At 63.6% G+C, this 14,651-nt stretch carries 17 protein-coding genes; 4 read left to right on the top strand and 13 right to left on the bottom strand.

All coding sequences use genetic code 11. The features are described from left to right. Positions 1 to 5: 5 nt before the first annotated feature. From AB0D49_RS18555 to queC, 13 genes are all read right to left on the bottom strand, one after another. Complete coding sequence (locus AB0D49_RS18555) at positions 6 to 710, bottom strand: nucleotidyltransferase domain-containing protein (RefSeq protein ID WP_362758337.1); 705 nt, start codon at positions 708 to 710, stop codon at positions 6 to 8. 271 nt (positions 711 to 981) lie between these two features. Continuing rightward, on the bottom strand, positions 982 to 1,803 hold the full coding sequence (locus tag AB0D49_RS18550) for a serine/threonine protein kinase (RefSeq protein WP_362758335.1): 822 nt from the start codon (positions 1,801 to 1,803) through the stop codon (positions 982 to 984). A 61-nt stretch (positions 1,804 to 1,864) separates the two neighbouring features. Next, the gene (gene argS, locus AB0D49_RS18545) at positions 1,865 to 3,589 is read right to left on the bottom strand and encodes an arginine--tRNA ligase (protein ID WP_362758331.1); all 1,725 of its coding nucleotides are present in this window, start codon (positions 3,587 to 3,589) and stop codon (positions 1,865 to 1,867) included. A gap of 92 nt (positions 3,590 to 3,681) precedes the next feature. Next, entirely contained in the window at positions 3,682 to 4,440 is a 759-nt protein-coding gene (locus AB0D49_RS18540; RefSeq protein ID WP_362758329.1) for a methyltransferase domain-containing protein, read from the bottom strand. A 150-nt stretch (positions 4,441 to 4,590) separates the two neighbouring features. Next, a complete protein-coding gene (locus AB0D49_RS18535; protein WP_362758327.1) occupies positions 4,591 to 4,911 on the bottom strand; it encodes a hypothetical protein in 321 nt (106 codons plus the stop codon). Between the two features lie 67 nt (positions 4,912 to 4,978). Next, positions 4,979 to 5,197, bottom strand: coding sequence for a hypothetical protein (locus AB0D49_RS18530; protein ID WP_362758325.1), 219 nt, complete (start codon positions 5,195 to 5,197; stop codon positions 4,979 to 4,981). Beyond that, positions 5,194 to 6,243 (bottom strand): major capsid protein, encoded by a 1,050-nt coding sequence (locus tag AB0D49_RS18525; protein ID WP_362758323.1) that lies wholly within the window; start codon positions 6,241 to 6,243, stop codon positions 5,194 to 5,196. Before AB0D49_RS18525 ends, AB0D49_RS18530 begins: the two co-directional genes overlap by 4 nt. Continuing rightward, complete coding sequence (locus tag AB0D49_RS18520; RefSeq protein ID WP_362758321.1) at positions 6,240 to 6,671, bottom strand: head decoration protein; 432 nt, start codon at positions 6,669 to 6,671, stop codon at positions 6,240 to 6,242. The genes AB0D49_RS18525 and AB0D49_RS18520 overlap by 4 nt, the downstream gene beginning before the upstream one ends. A gap of 109 nt (positions 6,672 to 6,780) precedes the next feature. Then, positions 6,781 to 7,458 (bottom strand): hypothetical protein, encoded by a 678-nt coding sequence (locus tag AB0D49_RS18515; protein WP_362758319.1) that lies wholly within the window; start codon positions 7,456 to 7,458, stop codon positions 6,781 to 6,783. 176 nt (positions 7,459 to 7,634) lie between these two features. Continuing rightward, positions 7,635 to 8,402 carry a GTP cyclohydrolase I FolE2 gene (locus AB0D49_RS18510; RefSeq protein WP_362758317.1) on the bottom strand — a complete coding sequence of 256 codons (768 nt, stop codon included), beginning with the start codon at positions 8,400 to 8,402 and terminating at the stop codon, positions 7,635 to 7,637. Between the two features lie 2 nt (positions 8,403 to 8,404). Next, positions 8,405 to 8,761, bottom strand: a complete 357-nt coding sequence (gene queD, locus AB0D49_RS18505; RefSeq protein ID WP_362758315.1) for a 6-carboxytetrahydropterin synthase QueD — start codon at positions 8,759 to 8,761, stop codon at positions 8,405 to 8,407. After that, positions 8,762 to 9,397 carry a 7-carboxy-7-deazaguanine synthase gene (queE, locus tag AB0D49_RS18500; RefSeq protein WP_362758313.1) on the bottom strand — a complete coding sequence of 212 codons (636 nt, stop codon included), beginning with the start codon at positions 9,395 to 9,397 and terminating at the stop codon, positions 8,762 to 8,764. Positions 9,398 to 9,399: 2 nt separating this feature from the next. Then, entirely contained in the window at positions 9,400 to 10,095 is a 696-nt protein-coding gene (queC, locus tag AB0D49_RS18495) for a 7-cyano-7-deazaguanine synthase QueC (RefSeq protein ID WP_362758311.1), read from the bottom strand. Positions 10,096 to 10,204: 109 nt separating this feature from the next. Here queC and AB0D49_RS18490 point away from each other — a divergent pair, with 109 nt between their 5' ends. Genes AB0D49_RS18490 through dbpB (AB0D49_RS18475) form a run of 4 tightly spaced genes read left to right on the top strand, consistent with a single transcriptional unit; the run spans position 10,205 to position 14,645 of the window. Continuing rightward, positions 10,205 to 11,119, top strand: a complete 915-nt coding sequence (locus AB0D49_RS18490) for a hypothetical protein (protein ID WP_362758309.1) — start codon at positions 10,205 to 10,207, stop codon at positions 11,117 to 11,119. Then, a complete protein-coding gene (gene dbpB, locus AB0D49_RS18485) occupies positions 11,116 to 12,258 on the top strand; it encodes a DGQHR domain-containing protein DpdB (protein WP_362758307.1) in 1,143 nt (380 codons plus the stop codon). The genes AB0D49_RS18490 and dbpB (AB0D49_RS18485) overlap by 4 nt, the downstream gene beginning before the upstream one ends. Beyond that, the gene (dpdA, locus tag AB0D49_RS18480; protein WP_362758304.1) at positions 12,255 to 13,499 is read left to right on the top strand and encodes a tRNA-guanine transglycosylase DpdA; all 1,245 of its coding nucleotides are present in this window, start codon (positions 12,255 to 12,257) and stop codon (positions 13,497 to 13,499) included. Before dbpB (AB0D49_RS18485) ends, dpdA begins: the two co-directional genes overlap by 4 nt. Positions 13,500 to 13,547: 48 nt before the next feature. Then, a complete protein-coding gene (gene dbpB / locus AB0D49_RS18475) occupies positions 13,548 to 14,645 on the top strand; it encodes a DGQHR domain-containing protein DpdB (RefSeq protein WP_362758302.1) in 1,098 nt (365 codons plus the stop codon). Positions 14,646 to 14,651: the final 6 nt, after the last annotated feature.

Raw genomic sequence — 14,651 nt, 5'->3', positions numbered from 1 at the left:
GCCAGTCACGGAGTTCCACTGCGCCGGTACCCGATCCACAGTCGTCCGCCAGCAGGGGCCAGGACGGCTTCAACGACGCCAGCAAGGGCTTCGGTCTGCCCGTTCAACGCCTCACGGACAGCGTGGTGCAGGCGCGCATTGAGGCCGGGTGCCGTGTCTTCGAGGCGACGTGCCAGCCACTTCCCGCCGCCGCCCCATGACCCGCCGAGTGCCAGCGCCAGTTCGCCTGTCCGTCTCGCCAGCTCTGTCACGATAAACAGCCGCTCACCCTGATCGGTACATCCAGCGAGATCGTCCAGGAGATCCGTGATCCCGTAACGGAAGTCCTCGATCTCCTCCACTGTCGCCGAAGGTGGACCCGCGAGGGCCAGCTTCCTGGCTTCGGCAGCCACACTCGCGCCGAGCCCATCCACGTCGAAGAGCAGCTCGCCGTCCGCGCACATCCACAGCAGCGGGGACCGGCGCTTGCGGATTTCCCGGTTCACGAATTGGTGCCAGGACTCTTCGGTGTGCACGAAGAGCTCCACGGGCCAGTCACCGTACTGAAGGCTCTCTCTGTACGGAGCAGGCAGACCAGGCAACAGCACCACGATGTCCAAGTCGGACAAAGCCGTGCGGCGCTTCGTCAGCACGCTGCCGCCCAGAAACGCCGCACGAGCGGCAGGATGACGTTCCTCTACAACGGCGCGGGCAACGACAACCGGGTCCATGCAGCCACTATCCGTATCCGGGACGTCTCACGCATGTGGTTTGTTCCGTTGCTCGCGTGACAGTCGTGTGCTATGTCTGATGTGCGCAGGTGTTGGTCGCCGAAGTTTTCCACAGGCTGTGGATGGCTGCTGGCCCACCCCCACAGTCGACTGCACCCTGTGCGGGTGCACTGTTGTCCGTTGCCTCCTGTGACCGTTGATCGCGGTCAAGCTCTCTCGCGCAGGCACGGCAGACAAGGCGCTGTTCTGTCTCACCACGACAGTAGAGAGATCAACAGTGCCCACTGCATGCGCCACGCCAGGCCCGAACGAGAGCCGCAACCGACGCGAACCGGTCAGCAGGATCGCTCGCAGTGGCACGCTCGATGACCTTCATCTGAGACGGCGAACCGCGCCACTTCCGCTCGTCATCACCTGCATCCAGCAGCAGGCGCAGGATCCTGCCGAGCACGAACACCGTCGTTCGGATATCGATGGCCGAGCCTTTAGAGAACTCCTCCGGAGCCATGAAACGTCGTGAGCCCGGCAGCCGATCGGCCTCGAGGATGAACGGCCCCGGCCTGTACTCATCCAAATCGCACAAGGCCATGCGCTGCGCCTCAAAGTCGTAGAGGAGGCAGCCGTCGTACAGGTCGACCGCGATGAACCCGGCCTTCTCCACGGCCAGGTGCGCGTCGAGGATCGCGTTCAGGGACTGCAGAATCTCCGCGACAGGCAGACTGCGGAACCGAGCCATCGGACTCTCCGGAGCAGAGCGACCGCCGTGGTGGGCGACCGTGGGGTGGTACAGGACCTCGCCCTCAACCCACGGATAGATCAGCGCCAAGCCGTCCTTGATCGGAAAGTGGTGGCGCAGAGGCACGATCGCCGGATGCCGTACCGCACCGTGCACATCCAGAGCGCGGCGCAGTGAAACTACTCCGGCCGAAGTGGCCGCACTCTTCACGAACCACTGCTCGCTCCCGAGCGCGACGCCGAACGATACGCAGCCCGAATCCTGTTCCCGGAATACCTGGAAGACGTGGCCCACGTCTTCCAGGTATGGCTCCAGCAGTTCGACGAAATCAACGTCCAGCAGCGGATGCGTCGGCATGGTGGACGATCCTGCCAGCACACGTGCGTAGCCGTGCCGGCATTGCTCGTTCGGCTTCCGACTACATCTGGTCGGGAGACTCGATGCCGAGCAGCCCCAGCCCGAGCTTGAGAGTCCGTGCCGTCAGATCACACAGGACCAGGCGGCTCTGCTGGGTCTCGCCCTCCGAGCGAAGTACTGGGCACTTCTCGTAGAAGGTGGTGAACGCGCTGGCCAGGGAGTACAGATACGTGGCGAGCTTGTGGAACTCAAGCGTCTCGGCGACCGCGGTGACCACGCTGCCGAAGGCGAGCAACTCCAGTGCCAGCGCCCGCTCCGCGGGCTCGGTGATGACCAGCTCCGCGATGTCCTGCGGCGGCTCAGCCCCAGACCGCCGGAAGATGGAGCAGATACGGGCCCGCGCGTACTGCAGGTACGGGGCGGTGTTGCCCTCGAACGCCAGCATCCGGTCGTAGTCGAAGACGTAGTCCTTGAGCCGGTCGGTCGACAGGTCCGCATACTTGACCGCCCCGATGCCCACGGCCCTCGCGACAGCGGCACGCGTCTCCTCATCGAGCCGCGGGTTCTTCACGGCGATGACCGCGGCCGCCCTGCTGACCGCTTCATCGAGCAGATCGATCAGCTTCACCGAGGCGCCGGCGCGGGTGCGCAGCATCTTGCCGTCATCGCCGAGGATCGATCCGTGGCCCACGTGCTCAGCCCGCGCCGGGGAGACGAGCCATCCAGCGTCCCGGGCCATGGCATGGATCATTTCGAGGTGCTGGCTCTGCGGCAGGCCGACGACGTACAGCAGTCGGATCGCCTTCAGGTTCCGCAGGCGGTGACGGATCGTAGCGAGATCCGTCGCGCCGTACCCAAATCCGCCGTCGCCCTTCTTCACGATGATCGGCAGCGGGTCACCGTGGCGGTTCTTATAGCCCTCGGGGAACACACATTGAGCGCCATCGCTCTCCCGCAACAGTCCGAGCTCATCGAGCTCGTCCACGACCGACTGAAGATGATCGTTGTAGTAGCTCTCGCCGAAGAAGTCGTCCTCGGTGAGCCGCACGCCAAGCATGCCGTAGACGATCATGAAGTACTTCTTCGACTCATCGACAAGCGTGTGCCAGAGACGCAGCGTCGTCTCGTCGCCGCTCTGGAGCAACACCACCCGCCTGCGAGCGCGATCCTTGAACTGCTCGTCGGCATCGAACTTGCGCCGGGCCGCCTGGTAGAAGCCGTTCAAGTCACCAACGGACAGTTCGTGGGCAGCCTCGGACTCGCCGATGTCCAGAAGGTGCTCGACAAGCATGCCGAAGGGCGTGCCCCACTCGCCGATGTGGTTCTGCCGGATGACGGTGTGCCCCAGCCACTCCAGCAGGCGCACCGCCGCATCGCCGATGATCGTCGACCGAAGGTGCCCGACGTGCATCTCCTTAGCGGCATTCGGCGCCGAGTAGTCGACCGTGATCCTCTCAGGCACTCCGGTCTGAGGAACCCCGATCCTCTCGTCGCTACAGCTCACGGCCAGCAGTCGGCCCAGGGCTGTGTCCGCGATCGTCAGGTTGATGAAACCAGGGCCGGAGACCTCGACCGACGAGCAGAGGTCGTCGAGTTGAGCAGCCTTCACCACCTGGGCGGCGATGTCTTGGGGGTTGCCACCGATCTTGCTAACGAGAGCGAGAACAGCGTCGGACTGGAAGTGCGCTCGTGGGGATCGGCGGATGGCCGGATCGACGGGGACACCCGCCACCGTTTCGAACGCCGGAGCCAGCCTTTGATGCAGCAACTCTTCCAGATTCGCCATCCAGCGAAGCTATTGGGCCTGAACGGCGGCCGTCCATGGAATTTAGCCACCGACGCACTCCAAGACGCTGTGGACACACAGCCCACAACTCATCAGACACGGTGAGCGGCAACGACCACCGCTGTCTCCGCGAAGAAGAATCTTCCCTCAACCGCTGCCTGCTGAATCGCAGAGAACCACTCCTCGACCTCCACGGTGTCCACCCGCCCGAGCCCCCTCCTGGCGGTAGCCCGCAAAGCTCCCCGAATGTCGCCCACCCGACGTGCCGCGTGACCAGCAAGCTCTGTCGACTGCGTTACCAGCGTCTCCACATGCGTCCGCTCCAGCGGAGAAGTCTGCACAAGTCCAGGTAGCTTTCGGCCCATCCGGCCGTCCGAGCTGTCCATCCACGGTGGCGCATCATCCGCGAATGCGTGGACGATCTTCCTGTCCAGGGCGATAGGGGCACCGGAGATCATTAGCGCGTCGAAGTCTGAGTGGGACAGCACGGCACGGCCACCGGGACGCAACACTCGCCACACCTCGCGCAGCAGCGCACCAGGTTCGGGTAGGCACTCCAGGAGGTTCGAGGAAATGACCGCGTCCACACTCGCGTCATCAAGCGGCAGCTTCTTGCGCAGGTCAGCGGACGCCAACTGAACGGATCCGCTGTGGTTGCGAAGCCGCTCCCGAGCCTTTGCCAGTGACTCGGCTTGCCGGTCGAAGCCGATGATCCGTGCTTTGGGATGCCGCTGTGCGAAGGCGGCCAGAGCAGGGCCGGCACCGCAGCCAAAGTCTACGACGGAGCCCTCCGCAGGGAGGTCCGCCAGTTCGATGAACCGGTCGTGCAGCGTCTCGTTCGTCTCGGACATGACCGCCTCCCCGACGCACCACGCGGTGCATGCCTCACAAAGCACACACCATAGGGCGTATGCGCTGCGGATGGCTGTAGGCCGACACCCTGCGTACGTAAGGAAGTTGGCTGGTAGGAGCGGGGCCGACGCTGCTGCGAGACGGAGTCTTCACCGCCTGGGCCGGGCACTCAACTGCACAGTCGTCAGAAGGTCATGCCGTGCGACGGGTGCCTCGTCAGGGGCTGTCTCGTCGAGCATCTGCGCAGCGCGGCGTTCCAGAGCAGCAACGTTGGCCGAGTTGTCGATGGTGGCGACGCCGTTGACAGTGACCTTGAGCGGCTCGGCGACGAGTAGGGCCAGGCGTTCGTGGAGCACCTCCAGGGCGACAGCCTTGGCGGAGTTCAGCCGCTCGTATCGGCTAGTGAGGTCGCGGGCATCGGTGTCGGGCCCGAGCTGGGCTTGGAGCCAGCGCAGTACATCGCTGTTCACACAGTTCCTCGAAGAAGCGGCGGGGAGGAGACACGGCATCTGCTCCTCCCCGCCGCGCGGGTCGGCCCTAGGCGGGCTTCGCCTTCCGGGCAGACGGCTTATCGGGTGCTGCGTCACGCGAGGGCGGCTGTCCGCCCTCCCAGCAGCGCGGGTTGGTGATCTGCTCGGCCACCGCCGGGTCCGTCACAGGCTCGCCGGCGAGCAGCACCACGGGGATGCGCTCGACCGGATCGAGAACATGGACGTTCGCGGCGAGTACGCCGAGCGACTTCACGGCGGCGCTCACAGGACGGTGGCGGTGATGTGGCAGTCCGGCGAGTACAGGACCGGCATGGCCGCGGCGGCGCCCTTGGTCCAAATCTGCACCGGGTCATCCTCGACATCGCGGGTGATGACGATGCCCGGGGCGTCCTCCCGCTCGATCTGCGGGTTCGTCCCGCGAGACAGGGCCAGGGACTCGGTGGTGGTGCCGTACTGGGTCTGGCCCCACTTCGCACGATCGGGCGGAAGCATGATCCACCGGTCTTCCGGCAGCACCCGCTTGGACACGTCGTCCTGCCACACCTGAGCCTTGTAGAACGTGACCGGCGGCAGGCCGTAGTTGCCGCGCACCGAGTTGATCTGCTGTGGGTTCAGCGTCGCAGTTGGAGTCTGGCCGCCTGCCGGGGTGCCGTAGTAGGCCGCCCTGTACGCGCCGTTTGACGCCAGGTGCGACCACGCCTTGCGGGACGTGAGCACCATCTCCGGTGCCGGTGCGCCGATGGAGTCGAGATAGTCGATCCACCGCAGCTCGTCCGCGATCGGGTCCGCCGCAGGGTCAGACCACGGCTTCGGGGCCGTCGGCATGTTGGCCTGCGGGACGCCGTAGTCGGCCTCGACCGTGAGGCCGTTCTCCCCGGCGAGGGTGAACTTTCCGTCCAACAGGACGTCACCGGCGGCGAGTTCGAGGCGGGATCGGATCGCTTCGACGTGCCGCTCCACGTCGTCGTACAGCAGCTCCACCAGACGGTCCTCGTCCGCGCCACGCGAGGCGTCCAGGAGGAGCTGCTCCATCTCGCCGACGAGGAGCTTCTGACCGAGCGCCGGCAGGGTTCCTTCGGTCTGCGTGGACTCGGCCTGCCGCTTCGCGAACGGCACGCTCGTGTCGTACGCCCGGTACGAGGCGGCGTTCACGCGGCGCTTGCTCTGCCGGATGCGCCACTTCACGTCCTGCACCTTGGTCTCGGCGAACACCGTCTGGGTGAGCAGGAAGTCGCTCGGGTTCGGGATGGTGCGTGCGTAGACCGTGAGGTCGGCGACGGAGACATTCTTCAGGAGGTCGGCGACACTCACGCGCTCACCGCCCCGAGGAAGCGGATCTGCGCCCCGGCCGGGCTCGGAGCGATCTTGGCCGGGTCAATACCGCCCGGGATCTTCGCTGCGTTCACGGTGCCGTGCCAGAACAGTGCGGCCGGGACCTTGGTGACACCGGGAGTGAACGGCGCCTCGGCGTACACGAGGCCGGCGAACACCTCGCGGCCGTCCTTCGCCGCGGGATCGTAAGCGCCGAAGAGCCCGGAGGCGGTGATACGGCCGACGGGGACGCCTGAGCGGATGTAGCCGTGCGGCTGGGTGGCAGTCGGCTCGACGTAGTGGGTGTTCTTGGTGAGCTTCGTCAGGTCGAGGGTGATGGTTTCCGTGGAGTCGGTGCCGTGCCGGGACGCAAGCCAGTCCCGATTGGCAGTGACGGTCACGGAGGTGGTGTACGGCTGGATACTCAAGCCGTCCTCCTGGTGATGCGGTGCGGTCGCGCACTCACCGGATGGTGGAGCCGTCCACGAGGAGATGGGGCGTGGTCCCCAAGAACGTGGCCTGTCAGGCCAGACTGGATCATTCGGCTGCCGAGAGCAGCCCACGCCGGCGGGCCATCTCCAGACCCGCCGCGCCTGCCTTGCGTTCAACGCCTCCGGGACGGGCAGGAGGGACCGATGCAGGGGCACCACCAGGCGCGGCCGCAGCTGTTCCGGGCCTCGTGTGGAACGGCGGGTGGGCGAACAGTTCGGGCCGACGGTCCTGCAGTGCCTGGACCGCATCGTTGAGGACAGCATCATCGGCGCCCTCCGGTACGCGTAGCAGAGCCACAGCGTCATCGAGGTCATGCCCGGCGACACCGGCGCTGGCCAGAACCGTCCGACGAACTGCTTCCTGCTCCCGTGCCAGCGCCGCAGCCTCCCGAGCGGCTGCAGCTTCTTCGCGCTCCACGAGCAACTGCTCACGCCGCTGCGCCTCAGTGAGCCGCTCCTGCTCCGACTCGCGGGCGCCAATGATGAACTCTTCCAGCGCCGATGCACTCGAGAAGCCCAGCTTGTCGACCAGGCTACGGACAGCAGCCCGCCCACCTTGGTCCTTCTCCCGGGCCATCAGCGTGCTCAGATGCTTCTGGCTGAGGCTGACAGAGGTCTCATCGTTCGAAGAGTCATCGGCGGAAGCACCGAGCACGGGATAGATCGGACGGCCATCTCGGCGGTAGCCGAGCACAGTTGACGGTGCGGGCAGGCTACGGGTCATCAAGAGTGCTGCTCCCCAGACGGCCCCGCGCCAAGATCGAGTCTACGGAACGCAAGCCGATGCTCCCCGGCACGGGCGTTCAAGACTGCAGAGCGCACGAAAACTGGCCCGGCCCCCGTGCGGTGCACAGGGGCCGGGCCAGAGAGGCAGCGGGCTAGATACCGTGGGCTTGGGGGCTAGCCAGCGATGAAGGCGATGGCGTCGTGGCTGTGGATGCTCTCCAGGTTGCGGATGCTCACTGCGTGCCGAAGGCCCCGATCCCGGCAGGAGGCGCTGATCGTGCGGGCCATGTCCTCGACGAACACCGGACTGTCGTACGCCTGCATGGTCAGGACGCGCTCATCGGTGCGCTTCACCAACGGCACCACCGGAGCCGAAGCGCAGGACGAAAGCAACCGCACGGCGCTCTGAACCGGCAGAGGGTACGGGGTGTCGCCCTGGCCGGTCACGGTGAGCGTGACCTGGCTGCGCTGATTGTGCGCGCCATAGTCGGAGATGGCCTTGGAGCACGGGCAGAGGCTGGTCACCTCCGTGGTGACGGCCGTCTTCACCGTCACATCGCCGTTGTCCCAATGCCCTTCGATACGGATGTCGTGAACCTGCTTCGATTCACGGCCACTCGCCGGGGCGACCACGGTCGTGCTGATGGGCAACGCCATCGCTACTGTGATGGCGGGCGCATCCAGGAGATCCGCGCCGGTCTTGAGGACAGTCGGCAACTGACGAGGATCGAACCGCTGCAGGTGCTCGTGCACGAGAGCAACCATGCGGCTCATGTGAGTGCCACGCCGATCGTGCTGGAGCCTCACCGTCACCTCGAAGTCGGCGATGCCCTCCTGACGGAGGTAACCGTCCTCGAAGCTCACGGGGTAACGGACACCGTCGATACCGACCCTGTCGAGTTCGATACCCCGAGCGTCGGTCTCGTTCTGGATGTCGTGCATGCTCACTCGCCCCGGTACGTGCAGCCCGACGTGCACGTTTCCCGAACCGTCAGAGCCGAGAGGCCCGGCAAATCGGGCTGGAGACGCTCCCAGATCCAGCGGGCCAGGACCTCGCTGGTCGGGTTCTCCAGGCCGTCGATGTCGTTCAGGTAGTAGTGGTCAAGCTGTGCCTCGATCGGCTTGAACGTCCGCTTGAGGTCACCGAAGTCCATGACCCAGCCAGCCTCGGGATCAACGGGCGCCTCGACGTGCACGATCACCTTGTAGGAGTGGCCGTGCAGCCGGGAGCACTTGTGGCCCTCCGGGACGTTCGGCAGACGGTGTGCCGCTTCGAACTTGAACTCGCGAAAGATTTCCATTTACTGAATTCCCAGATACTTGTGCGTCTGGAGAGAGAGGATCCAGCGCGGGTTCTTCATGCAGTAGTCGACCACTGCACGGGTGTTGGCCTCCAAGTCGGGGCCATCCATTGCTTGAAGGCGGAAGAACCTGAAGTCCAGCTCCTCGAACTGGGCAGGGTCTCCGCCCAGTTGGGGGTAGACCAGCTTCAACTCGTCGCCCTTGGTGACGACGAGTTCGGAGCCGATCTTGGGGCTTACGCACAGCCAGTCGATGCCCTTTGGCGGCACGCGCGTGCCGTTCGTCTCGACAGCAACCTCAAAGCCCCTGGCATGTAGGGCCTCGATGGCTGCTTCATCGAGTTGAAGGAGCGGCTCGCCTCCCGTGCACACGACGAAGCGATACTCGGCGGACTCCGAAGGCCAGGCTTTCTCAACGGCGTCAGCGAGGTCCTCGGGCGTGGCGAACCTGCCGCCGCCTTCGCCGTCGGTGCCCACGAAGTCGGTGTCGCAGAACTGGCAGATGGCGCGGTGGCGGTCCTTCTCCAGTCCCGTCCACAGGTTGCAGCGTGAGAAGCGGCAGAAGACCGCTGGGCGGCCCGCGTGGCTGCCCTCGCCTTGGAGGGTGTAGAAGATCTCCTTGACCAGATAGGTCATTCTCACGCGTCCTGGTACTGCACGGGGTCGGTGGTACCAGCCTCGGCGAAGCCCTTCAGGCGCAGCAGGCAGGTCTCGCAGTGACCGCAAGCACGCCCCTGCTCGTCGGGGTCGTAGCAGCTAGAGGTGATGGAGTAATCCACACCCAGACGCAGGCCCTCGCGCACGATGTCCGCCTTCGACATCTCCATGAGCGGCGAGTGGATAGTGAGCTTCTGCGTGCCTTCGACGCCGGCGCGGGTCGCAAGGTTGGCCATCTTGGTGTAGGCGTCGATGTACTCGGGGCGGCAGTCCGGGTAACCGCTGTAGTCGACCGCAGTTACACCAGTGAAGATGTCACTGGCGTTGACAGTTTCGGCGTACGCCAGAGCGAACGAGAGGAAGATCGTGTTGCGTGCAGGCACGTAGGTGATCGGCACGCCGCCTTCCTCGGTGTGGTCCAGGGAGTCGTGCTTGGGCACGTCAATGTCGGATGTCAGCGCGGAGCCACCGAAAACTCGCAGGTCAATGTCAGCAATGACGTGCCGGGCCACACCCTGGGCCTCGACCACGCGCTTCGCAGCCTCAAGCTCCACGCTGTGGCGCTGGCCGTACCGGAAGCTGAGGGCATACGGCGTGTAGCCCTGGTCCTTCGCGATGGCTAGCACCGTGGTCGAGTCCAGACCACCGCTCAGCAAAACGATCGCAGGACGTCCCATGCCTTACTCCCTAGTTAGACCGTCATGTACGCGTGCAGCCTAGCGTGATAACTGGCAGGTAGAGTAACCGCCATCAGGTACTAGTTATGGCTGTCAGGAGTCGAGCTGCGTGAGGCAACTATCGCTGGTGGTTACGTGCACTGACCGCAAGGTCGATACGCCGGACGCAGCTCTGTGCGCCAGGAACCTGCCGACGGGCAGCGTGAAGCAACGCTCCAGTAACTGGCAGAAGCGCATCCAGACAGCGACCGCACGCGGCGGAGCCTCCCTGCCCTCGCTCACGGACCTCTACCGCGGTGATCACTGGACCCGAGCTCGCCGACTGACGGTGGCTGCCTCGGCTGCGGGTTTCAAGACGCAACTGTGGGTGGCATCGGCCGGGCTGGGCCTGCAGCCGGTGGAGCCGAAGACGCGGACTGCGCCTGCCTATGCGGCGACATTCAGCACGCGGCACGCCGACTCCGTAGCCACATCTGCAGCGGAGAGTGCCCAGTGGTGGGGCCACCTTCAAGCGGGATCCGGCCAAGCCCAACTCCAGGAACTCGGCCAGCGGGGGCCGGTGCTCATGGCGCTGTCCGAAATCTATGCAAGCGCGATGGAAGAGGAACTCCTAGCTCTCGGAGCCCTCGGGGGTGAGGCGATTCTCATTGGCGGCTTGCGCGAGATCCCTGGAATCCACCGAGTTCGTTCCGACGCTGGGCTGCGCCATGCTCTGGGGGGCACGTTGACGAGCCTGAATGTGCGCATGGCCGAGTCGTGGCTCCAGCACTCCAAGGACGGCACTCTCACCTCGCCGGCCACGCAGAAGGCGTGGAACGACTGGGCGACAGCCACCACGAAGCCAGAGCAGTACAACCGACAGCCCATGTCGGACGAAGACGTGATCGTCTTCATCAAGCGGGAGACAGCGAAGCTGCCAGGCGTCTCCCGCACACGGCTACTGCGAGCCTTGCGCGATGACGGCAAAGCCTGTGAGCAAAGCAGATTTGCGAATCTATACAAGAGGACCATGGGGGAACGGTGACAGAAAACGTCATCCGCCGCAGGGCACTTCGGATCGAGCAAAATCCGGGTATCCCGCTGTATGTGTTTGCGCTCGAAGCGGGAGAGATTGACCGCGTAGCCGACGTGGCCCGGATTTCTCGGGACGAGGCAGGCAGACTGTTCGGGTACCAGAGGGCGGAAAAGAAGCAGCATGTGCAGCAGATCCTCGAATACCTCGACAGCGAGAACGTTCTGTTCCCTAACGGCCTCATCCTTGCTCTGCCCACCTCGGTACGGTTCCGGGGGAGCCGCGGGCCGAACAGTACAGACGGCCTCTCCACGATCGGGACGTTGGAGATTCCCCTGCCGGATTCGTCAACCGCGCCCAGGCCTGCCTTCATTGTGGACGGTCAGCAGCGAAGCCTTGCCCTCGCACGTACTCGGCGGTCCAAGCTGCCTGTCACAGTGGCTGGCTTCGTGGCTGAGGACATTCAAGTACAGCGTGATCAGTTCCTTCGCGTGAACACCGTGTCGCCCCTGCCCGGCAGTCTGGTGACGGAACTCCTCCCCGAGGTGCATACCAAACTCCCGACGAAGCTGTCCGCGAAGAAGCTGCCTTCCGTCTTGGTGAGTGCTCTGAACCAGGACGCTGATTCTCCCTTCAAGGGACTGATCAAGCAGGCGTCAACCGTCACGGATAAACGGTCCAACGCTGTGGTGAAGGACAATAGCCTGATCTCGGCTATTGAGGAGTCCCTGAAACCGTCGGGTGCATTGTTCCCGTACAAGAATCTCTCGAACGGCACGGTCGACACTGAAGCAATGCGCAACATTCTTGTCACATACTGGAGTGCTGTGCGAGACACCTTCCCTGACGCCTGGGGCGTGTCTCCTACCAAGAGCCGCCTCATGCACGGCGTCGGCATCCGCTCGATGGGGCGACTGATGGACCGAGTCATGGACCGCGTGCTGGCCGACGCAGCACCAGGTTCGCCGGAAGCCTATGAGAGGGCTAAGGCCGAGTTGGCGTTCATCGCGCCACACTGTCGATGGACCAAGGGGCGCTGGCCGGAACTCAACACCCCGTGGAATGAACTCCAGAACTTGCCGCGCCATATCAGCAACCTAACGAACCTTTTGATTCGCATCTACCTCCAGTCAAGGACTAGCGCGTCGTGAAGTTCTACTTCCCTGATAGTCAAGACCAGATCTATCCCAGGTATGACTTTATCCACGATGAGTACCCCGATGAGCGCCATCGTCAGCGGGACGACTTGTATGCCCATCAGGCAGTGAAGCCGGCCCCCTACGACGGGATACTGGTCAGCAAGGCCATCGTAGATGGGTCGATTAAGGGAGCCGGGAAGTACAGCGCCCCTCAGAGGGCGCGGCTTTATCGCGACGGTGTGAGAACCTTTTTCGGGCTGCCTGAACCGATGGAGAGCCTAGGCGACTGCGGATCCTTCACTTACATCAACGAAGAGCGCCCACCTTACGAGACTCCTGAAGTTCTCCACTACTACACTGAGTGTCGATTCAATGCGGGAATCAGTATCGACCACGTGATCTTCGGGTACCGGCCCGATGCTCCCGACGACGAGGTCGATGAGGCGTGGCGAACACGTCGCGATATGTCACTCGATTATGCGCAAAAGTTCTTCAAGGCCACTAAAAGTCACAATAGACTGATCACTGGCGGGAAACTGCATCTGGAGCCAGTCGGCGCAGCGCAGGGCTGGAGTCCGGCCAGCTACGCGGATAGTGTCGTGCAACTCCAGAAAATGGGCTACAAGCGCATCGCCTTGGGGGGCATGGTTCCGCTGAAGACGCCGGAAATCATTGCTTGCCTTAAGGAAATTTCCAAGATTCGCAAGAGTGACGTCGGGTTCCATCTTCTCGGAATTACCCGTATCGACAGCATGGAACGCTTCGCCGATTATCACGTCACTAGTTTCGATAGCACATCGGCATTCCGGCAAGCCTTCATGGATGAGAAGAACAACTATCACACCGCCGATGGTTCGTACGTTGCGATTAGGGTTCCCCAAGTTGATGGAAACCCTACTCTAAAGCGGCTGATCTTGGCGGGTGTGGTTTCGCAGTCGGCGGCAATCAAAGCTGAACGTGAATGCCTCAAACTGCTGCGCCAGTATAGAGACGATGAGGATTTTGATGTGCAGGAGGTCATCGATGCTTTGCGCGCCTATCACGCCCTCATCGGTGACCCCAAGAAACTAAAGAAGGTCGACGACTATAGGGAAACTCTTGTCGACCGCCCTTGGGATCGCTGCCGGTGTGACCTTTGCAAGAAGCACAAGATCGACATGGTCATCTTCCGCGGAACAGAGAGAAACAAGCGTCGCGGGTTCCATAACATGACTGTGCTCGAAGCTAAGATGCGCAAGCTGCCGCTCACATAATCGCCCAGACCGCGCACAGCACTCAAAGTAACTCAAACAGGAGATGATGTGGCCGACCGCTACGTTCTGAAGGTTCCCGCCCTCAAGGTGCTCCAAGGCGACAAGGAGATCTACTGCTTCGCTGTCGATGGCAAGAAGTTGGAAGACTTTGCAGCCGTCTCGCGCATCCGCCGCGACAGCCAGAGGAAGCTGCAGGGGTACCAGCGGCCTGAGGTCCTGAGCCACATCCGCTCGATCCGCCGCTACCTTGAGTCCGAGGGCGCGATGCTCCCCAACGCCTTGGTTCTCGGCTTCGACGATCGCGTCACATTCGAACCCGCGGTTCGCGGCGGCAGCGTGAGCTACTCAATCCCCGGTGAGTTGATCATCCCGGTCGACGAGTCACTGGCTGACGACGAGAAGCCGGCCTGGCTCGTGGACGGTCAGCAGCGCAGCGCAGCGATCAGGGACGCCGACCTGGCAGAGTTCCCCGTCGCGGCTGTGGGCTTCATTGCGTCTCAGGAAGAGCAGCGGTCGCAGTTCATCTTGGTCAACTCGACCAAGCCACTGCCCAAGGGGCTCGTGTACGAACTCCTGCCAGAGACCACCGCCAAGTTGCCGCGCTCGTACGCGCGCCGCCAGCTCGCCGCGAAGATCATGGTCATGCTGAACATGGGAGACGGCCCCTTCTGCGGAAGGATCAGCAGCCCCACGTCGCCTACCGGCAACATCAAGGACAACAGCATTCTGAGCATGCTGGAGCACAGCATCTACGAGGGCGCCCTCTTCCAGTACCGGAATGCCGAGGACGGCTCCGCGGACGAGGAGGCGATGCTGGCGCACCTTCTGGGCTTCTGGACAGCAGTCGAGAACGTCTTCGAGGATGCGTGGATCAAGCCTCCCAAGGATTCCAGGCTGACTCATGGCGTGGGCATCCAGGCCATGGGCTATGTAATGGATCAGCTCACCACAGGCGTCCACTACGACAAGGTCAACTGGGACAAGATTCGCATCAGCCTGCGCCGACTCGAGAAGCACGTCGCCTGGACTCCCGGCGGCACGTGGAAGTTCTCGAATGGCGAGGAACGCAACTGGAACGGCCTCCAGAACACGGCCAAAGACGTACGGCTTCTCACCACTCACCTGCAGACCCTGGTCAGCAAGTAGCCGAAG

The organism is Streptomyces sp. NPDC048290 (genome assembly GCF_040652095.1).
Classification (GTDB): Bacteria; Actinomycetota; Actinomycetes; order Streptomycetales; family Streptomycetaceae; genus Streptomyces.
Note: the sequence above shows the minus strand (reverse complement) of the source record. Positions and strands in the feature narration are given on the sequence as shown.